The organism is Micromonospora sp. NPDC049580 (assembly GCF_040675595.1).
In the GTDB taxonomy this organism is placed as follows: domain Bacteria; phylum Actinomycetota; class Actinomycetes; order Mycobacteriales; family Micromonosporaceae; genus Micromonospora.
In genome coordinates, this window is record NZ_JBFAPG010000413.1 from 1 (window position 1) to 5670 (window position 5670).

Sequence of the window (5670 nt, forward strand, 5' to 3'; positions counted from 1 at the left end):
TGACGCCGCCCCGCGTGCCGCGGGGGTGGGCGGCGCCCCCGCGCACGACGCCCCAACTCGGGCCGGGGTAGCCCGCCCCGGACCCCGTGCCGGCGGACGCGCCGCCGACGGCGTAGCAGACGCTGGCCGCGGCGGTGCCCGCGATGGCCGCCACACTGAGGGCCACCGATCTACGGCGCCGGGGGGAGAGGATAGCCACGACGTGTTTCCTCCTGATCACATTGATGTATCTAAGTTCATGGGAGCGTTCCCAAGGACGGTAGCGGAGGCGGGCGTCGCTGCCAAGAGTGCGGGCTCGTCGTTGAGGCAGCGGCCGGGTGCGTCACGGCTCGCGCAGGGCCACTGCGACGCGACAGCCGTCTCCCCCGATCAGGCGCGGTGGCTGGTCGGCCCGCTGTCGCTGACGACCACGAACGCGCGACGGCGGTGACCGCACCTGGTGTGCGATCACCGCCGTGGCTGCGCGGCAGGTGGGAGACGATCCGTGCTGTCGTGGTGGCCGGTGCCGATCGTTTACGGCTGCAGAGCGTCCGCGGCGGGGGTCCAGGTCGACTCGTTCCCGACGTCGGCGACCGTGACCCCCTTGGCGATCTTCTCCAGCTCGGCCCGTGGCAGTCCGTTGCCAAGGCCGCTGGTGCTGACCTGGACGACGACCTTCCCGTCGGCGCTCCAGATGTTGCAGAAGCCACCGTCTTCGGGGCCGGTGCCCTGGCGGCGCTGGTCGGACACGTTGTAGCACTTCGTCGCGCCGGGCTCCGGCGACTGGTTCGAGCTGGTGCTGGGCGTGACGAAGATGTGGAACCCGTCCTTGATGGCGCCCTCGACCGTGTCGTAGGGCGCGGTCAGGCCCGTGGTGGGCGCGGCTGGCCTGGTGTACGTCGCGCCGCCGTAGTCACCGGCACGGGCCGCGGCGATGCCGCTGAGACCGGGAAGCGCGTGGGTGCCGATCTGCAGCGGCACGTAGCCGCCCGGCACGTAGCCCACCGTGAACGGCACCAGAGCCGGCGTCGGCTTGCTGGGCTTCAGGCCTTCGACCAGGCCACCCAGGTCCTCGAAGCTCGGCGTCGCCTCGTCGCTGGAGATCGACGTGACAGCCGCCCAGGCATTGTCGGCGTACTCCCAGGCGAACAGCTTGTTGCCTGCGTCCACCTGGTTCTGCGGGTCGAGGCCGACCGGCAGCAGCGCCCGCACGGCCCTGCGCCCGGCCACGGTGACGTCCGTGCCGCCCTTGATCTTCGCGGGGTCGAAGACGCCCGGCCGGTAGACGGTCAGATACGCCCACAGGCTCGGCTTCCCCCCGGCGGCCTTCTTCTTGTCCTGCTCGGTGGCGCCGCCCAGCGCCGCGGCCTCTTCCTCGGTGAGGGGCTTGTCGTTCGAGGTGTGGCCGTCGGAGTAGACCGAGGCGATCTGGTAGGCGGTGGACGCGACGATCGGGTCCTGCACGTGCAGGGTGCCGGCGTCGTACCCCTGAAAGGTGAAGGTGAACGGCACGGCGTCGGACCACGTGGCCTCGGCGACCTTGGACGTCGCCGCGCCGACCGGGGCCGGCGAATTCTGCTCGGCGCCCAGGGTGGGCAGCACGAACGCGCCGGCGACCGCGACCACGACGAGACCGGCCACGCCGGCCGACGCGAACCCGGCCCGGCGACGCCGCTCGGCCCGCCGCCCTGCCACGATGATGTCGTCCGCGGTGCGGGCCATCGGCGGCTCTTCGCCCGTCACGGCGTCCACGAACTCATGCAACTGCATTGGTCCACTCCTCAATCGACTTTCCGGTGAGATTGATGCGTTCGCCGGCTAGTGACACGCGCAGCTTCGCCAGGCCACGGGAGACCTGACTCTTGGCTGTGCCGACCGTGCAGTCGAGGACGCCGGCCGTGTCCTCCAGGCTCAGACCCAGGTAGTGCCGGAGCACCACCGCGGCCCGCTGCCGGGGCGGAACGGCGTCGAGGGCCGCCCGCAGGCGCATCCGCTCGTCGGTCGCGCCGGTCGGGTCCCGCAGCGCGACGTCCGGCATGGCGTCGCCAGCCGCCCGCTCGCGCCGCCAGGGCCGGCGGGTCTCGTCGACCGCGGCCCGATAGACCATCGTCTTGACGTAGAGATCGGGTCGGTCCAGCTTCCTCCAGCGGGGGTAGAGCTTGACCAACGCGTTGGCCACGGCGTCCTCTGCCGTGTGCCAGTCGCCGCAGGTCACGTACGCCAGCTTGCGCAGCGACGCCATCTCCGACGTCACGAACTCACGGAATGCCTGCTCGTCTTCGGCTCTCAAGTCGACTGCCTCCTCGTGACGGAGGTAGAACGGATCCGGTCGCCCGGGAAGTTGCACGCCCGGAGGAGTAGTTGTGCGATCACCATTCGTGACGCGTCTCAGCGCGGGCCTCCGCCGCCTGTGCGCGGCCTTTTCCTCGGCCGCTGCCGGGCGACGGTGTTGGCGCCGGTGACCGACCGCGGCGAGGCGATCGGCCTGCTCGAGATGGTCCTGCCGAACGAGCCGGATCCGCGGGAGCTGGAGGAGATCGGCCGCACGGCGCACGTGTTGGCGTTCGTGGTGATCGCCAACCGGCGGCACACCGACCTTTTCGAGTGGGGGCAACGCACGACCCCGTTCACCCTGTCGGGAGAGATCCAACGCCGCCTGCTGCCCGGCTCGTTCACGTGTGAGGCCAGCGCGTTCACCCTGTCCGGCTGGCTGGAGCCCGCCGCGAGCGTCGGCGGGGACACCTTCGACTACAGCCTCGCCCGCGACGTGCTGCACTTCAGCGTCACCGACGCGATGGGTCACGGGGTGGCCAGCGCGCTGACGGCCACCCTGGGGGTGGGCAGTCTGCGCAACGGTCGACGTCGCGGGGTGGGCCTGGTGGAGCAGGCCGAGGCCGCGAATGCCGAGGTGGCCGAACACACCGCCGTGCCCGGCAGTTTCGTCACCGCGCTACTGGGCCGTCTCGACCTGCGCACGGGCGTGTGCGCGCTGCTCAACGCCGGGCACATCCCGCCGATGCTGGTACGCGACGGGGACACCCGCATGCTGTCGCTGCCGGGCAACTTCCCGCTGGGAATGTTCGCCGAGGCCACGTACTGCGCCGGCGACGTCGCGCTGCGCCCCGGCGACCGTGTGGTGGTGGGCACCGACGGAGTGCGGGAACGCAACGCGGCCAGCCTGGATCTGCCGGCCATGTTGCGCTCGATCGCCGGTCTGCACCCCCGCGAGGCCGTCCGGGCGTTGGCCGACGCCGTGCTGGAGGTCAGCGGACCGACGCTCGCCGATGACGCCACCCTGTTCGTCGTCGACTGGCACGGCGGACACAGCGAGGACCGGCGGACCAGCGCTGGCGCCGACCAGGAACGCGCCAGCGCCGGGTGAACTAGCGGCCGGTCGCGTCGGCGGGACGGAGATCCGCTTCAGCCGCCGGCACGCTGTCGTAGATGCCGATGACCCGATCCACCGATGTGATCGACAGGACACTGCGTACGGCGGGCTGCACCGCGGCCAGGCACAACCGACCCCCGACATCCCGTAACGCCTTGAACATCACCACCAGCGCGCCCAGCCCGCTGGAGTCCATGAATCCCACCCCGGCCAGGTCCACCACCACCAGGCGCTCCCCGGCATCAGCCAACCCTTGCAGGCCTTCGCGCAACTGTGGGGACGTCGCCATGTCCAGCTCGCCGCGCACCTCGAGCACCGTGCAGCCGCGGCCCGGCCGGACCGACAACAGCAAATCCACTACAACCTCCCCACGCCGCTGACCTCCCCCTTACCCTATTTCGCCGAGGGGCGAACCGCCGTCGGCCATCGGCGGCCGTGGACCGCCCCTGACCAGCGCACTCGCCGACGTACGAGCAGCCCCGCACCGCTGACCGGACGCCCCGGGCCGCAACCCGTTGGACACGGCATTGACATATTTCACTGTCGGATCTAGCGTCGGAGCGAATCGATTCGACCGCGGGCCGGGCATCTCCAGCATTCTCCGACGGCCGGTCGTGTGGTGTTCGGGCGAACAATGTGGCCACCGACGATTCAACGACCAACTGGTCCCGCATGGGCGGCGAGACCAGTGGCGGGTACCTGTGGCGACGAGCCGGGCGTCGGCGTGGGCACATCGCGTCTTCCCGCGGTTCCTCGGCGACGAGCGGTGTCGGCGGGGTGACCAGGAGTGGTCGTCGCGCGCCCCTTCACCTGAATCAGTTCGTGCCGAATGGCGGGAGCCCCCTCATGACAAGACGTAGACCCCTCCTTGCTTCTCTTGCGACGGCCGCGCTCGTCGTCGCGACCGTGGGCGTGGCGGGAATGACCGGCGGCCTGAGCGCCGCCGCGTCGGCCGCGAACGTCACAGCGGCCGCCGCGACCGCCGGGTGCGGCAAAGCGCCCACGTTGACCAGCGGTTCACGCTCCATCCAGAGCAGCGGCCAGAACCGTAGCTTCATCCTGAGGATCCCCGACAACTACGACCGGAACCACCCGTACCGGTTGATCTTCGGATTCCACTGGAACGGCGGCACCGCCAACGACGTCGACGGCGGCGGCTCGGACGGCGCGGCCTGGTCGTACTACGGACTGCGGCAGCAGGCGAACAACAGCACCATCTTCGTGGCCCCGCAGGGCAACGGTAACGGCTGGGCCAACCCCGGCGGCCAGGACGTCACCTTCGTCGACAACATGATCAGCCTGATCGAGGCCGACCTCTGTGTCGACACGACGCAACTCTTCGCGCTCGGCTTCAGCTACGGCGGAGGCATGAGCTATTCGCTGGCCTGTTCGCGAGCGGGTGTCTTCCGCGCTGTAGCGGTCTACTCCGGCGGGCAGCTCAGCGGGTGCAGCGGCGGCACCCAGCCGATCGCGTACATGGGAATCCATGGCATCGGGGACCCGGTGCTCAACATCTCCGCCGGACGGTCCCTGCGTGACACGTTCGTGCGGAACAACGGCTGCACCCCACAGAGCCCGCCCGAGCCGAGAGCGGGCAGCCTGACCCACATCACCACCACCTACTCCGGATGCCGTGCCGGCTATCCCGTGGTGTGGGCCGCCTTCGACGGCGGGCACACCCCCGGCCCGGTGGACGGCGGCGGGGACAGCGGCGCCAGGACCTGGACCAAGGGCGAGGTGTGGAGGTTCTTCACCCAGTTCGGCAGCACCGATCCGACGCCGAGCCCGACCGCGTCACCCACCGGCGGTCCGACCACCCCGCCTCCGAGCGGCACGTCGGCCCTGCGCAACACCGCCTCCGGGCGGTGCCTGGACGTCAACGGCGCCTCGCAGGCCAACGGCACGGCGGCGATCATCTGGGACTGCCACGGCCAGAGCAACCAGAGCTGGACCTCGACGGCCGCTCAGGAGCTGCGCGTCTTCGGCGGCAAGTGTCTCGACGTCAACGGCGCCGCCACCGCGAACGGCAGCTCGGTGATCATCTGGGACTGCAACGGCCAGTCCAACCAGCGGTGGCGGCTCAACGCCGACGGCTCGATCATCGGAGTGGGTTCGGGCCGGTGCCTGGACGTGGTCGGCAACGGTACGGCCAACGGCACGCGCATCCAGATCTGGGACTGCAACGGCGGGGCCAACCAACGATGGAGCCGGAGCTGAGCCCGGCGGACACCTCGGGGACGCACCGATAGAAATCGCTGCGCCCACCACGGGGCCGGCGCGGCGACGGAACCGGTAGTTCCGTC

The 5670-nt window shown here is 70.6% G+C and carries 5 protein-coding genes; 2 read left to right on the forward strand and 3 right to left on the reverse strand.

Annotated features, from left to right (window positions below):
- Window positions 1-513: 513 nt before the first annotated feature.
- Together AB0J68_RS25545 and AB0J68_RS25550 are read right to left on the reverse strand one after the other, a co-directional pair.
- Window positions 514-1749, reverse strand: a complete 1236-nt coding sequence (locus AB0J68_RS25545; RefSeq protein WP_355134564.1) for a hypothetical protein — start codon at window positions 1747-1749, stop codon at window positions 514-516.
- The gene (locus tag AB0J68_RS25550) at window positions 1736-2269 is read right to left on the reverse strand and encodes a SigE family RNA polymerase sigma factor (RefSeq protein ID WP_354863016.1); all 534 of its coding nucleotides are present in this window, start codon (window positions 2267-2269) and stop codon (window positions 1736-1738) included. Before AB0J68_RS25550 ends, AB0J68_RS25545 begins: the two co-directional genes overlap by 14 nt.
- Before the next feature lie 168 nt (window positions 2270-2437).
- On the opposite strand from AB0J68_RS25550, the gene AB0J68_RS25555 reads away from it, so the two are divergent.
- On the forward strand, window positions 2438-3361 hold the full coding sequence (locus AB0J68_RS25555; protein WP_363940707.1) for a PP2C family protein-serine/threonine phosphatase: 924 nt from the start codon (window positions 2438-2440) through the stop codon (window positions 3359-3361).
- Window position 3362: 1 nt separating this feature from the next.
- Here AB0J68_RS25555 and AB0J68_RS25560 read toward each other — a convergent pair whose 3' ends face one another.
- Window positions 3363-3725: an STAS domain-containing protein gene (locus AB0J68_RS25560; RefSeq protein ID WP_355066608.1), complete on the reverse strand. Its 363-nt coding sequence runs from the start codon at window positions 3723-3725 to the stop codon at window positions 3363-3365.
- A gap of 488 nt (window positions 3726-4213) precedes the next feature.
- Here AB0J68_RS25560 and AB0J68_RS25565 point away from each other — a divergent pair, with 488 nt between their 5' ends.
- The gene (locus AB0J68_RS25565) at window positions 4214-5584 is read left to right on the forward strand and encodes a lectin (RefSeq protein ID WP_363940709.1); all 1371 of its coding nucleotides are present in this window, start codon (window positions 4214-4216) and stop codon (window positions 5582-5584) included.
- Window positions 5585-5670: the final 86 nt, after the last annotated feature.

Coding starts and splice junctions, on each gene's coding strand:
- AB0J68_RS25545 (WP_355134564.1), bottom strand. CDS start 1,749: ATGCAGTTGCATGAGTTCGTGGACGCCGTGACGGGCGAAGAGCCGCCG.
- AB0J68_RS25565 (WP_363940709.1), top strand. CDS start 4,214: ATGACAAGACGTAGACCCCTCCTTGCTTCTCTTGCGACGGCCGCGCTC.